At 80.7% G+C, this 535-nt stretch carries 1 pseudogene; it reads right to left on the bottom strand.

Annotation, left to right across the window (positions count from 1 at the left end):
- Nucleotides 1–535: pseudogene (locus CTKZ_RS21885) on the bottom strand (hypothetical protein); the annotation flags it as partial.

A 535-nucleotide genomic window follows, 5' to 3' on the forward strand; every position in this document is an offset into this window, starting at 1 on the left:
GCACACCGGCGGCGCGGGCGGCGGCGGCCTCGCGGAGCTGGCGGCGCGTGAGGGTCGTGGCGGTCGGGTCGTCGGCGCCGACGCCCGCACCCACGGCGATCGGGCCCGTGTGCACCGCGTGCCACTCGGGCTGGTCGAGGCCCCGGCGGCGGCGCAGCAGCTCGCGGGCGAGCAGCAGGAGCGACGCGAGGACCATCAGGGCACCGACGACGACGCACGGCCACAGCCACGGCGTCGTCACCGTCCGCGGCCACGCCAGCGAGAGGGTGGGCGGTGCGTCGCCCGTGCTCACCGCGAGCAGGCTCCAGCGACCGGGCTCCGCGTGCCACACGAGCTCGGCCGAGCCCTCACCCGTCGCCTCGGCGACCCAGAGGTCCGAGCCGGTCGGGTCCGCCACGGCGGGGGCCTCGTCGGCCGTCGCGTCGTCGGGGGCGGTCGTCGCGGCACCGTCGGCGGGGGCCGCGGGCTCCGCGCCCTCCGTCGCCGCCGCGTCGGGAGCCGCCGACGCGGACGCGGTGGGCGCGGGGGCGGCGAC

Source organism: Cellulomonas algicola, from assembly GCF_003851725.1.
Classification (GTDB): Bacteria; Actinomycetota; Actinomycetes; order Actinomycetales; family Cellulomonadaceae; genus Cellulomonas; species Cellulomonas algicola.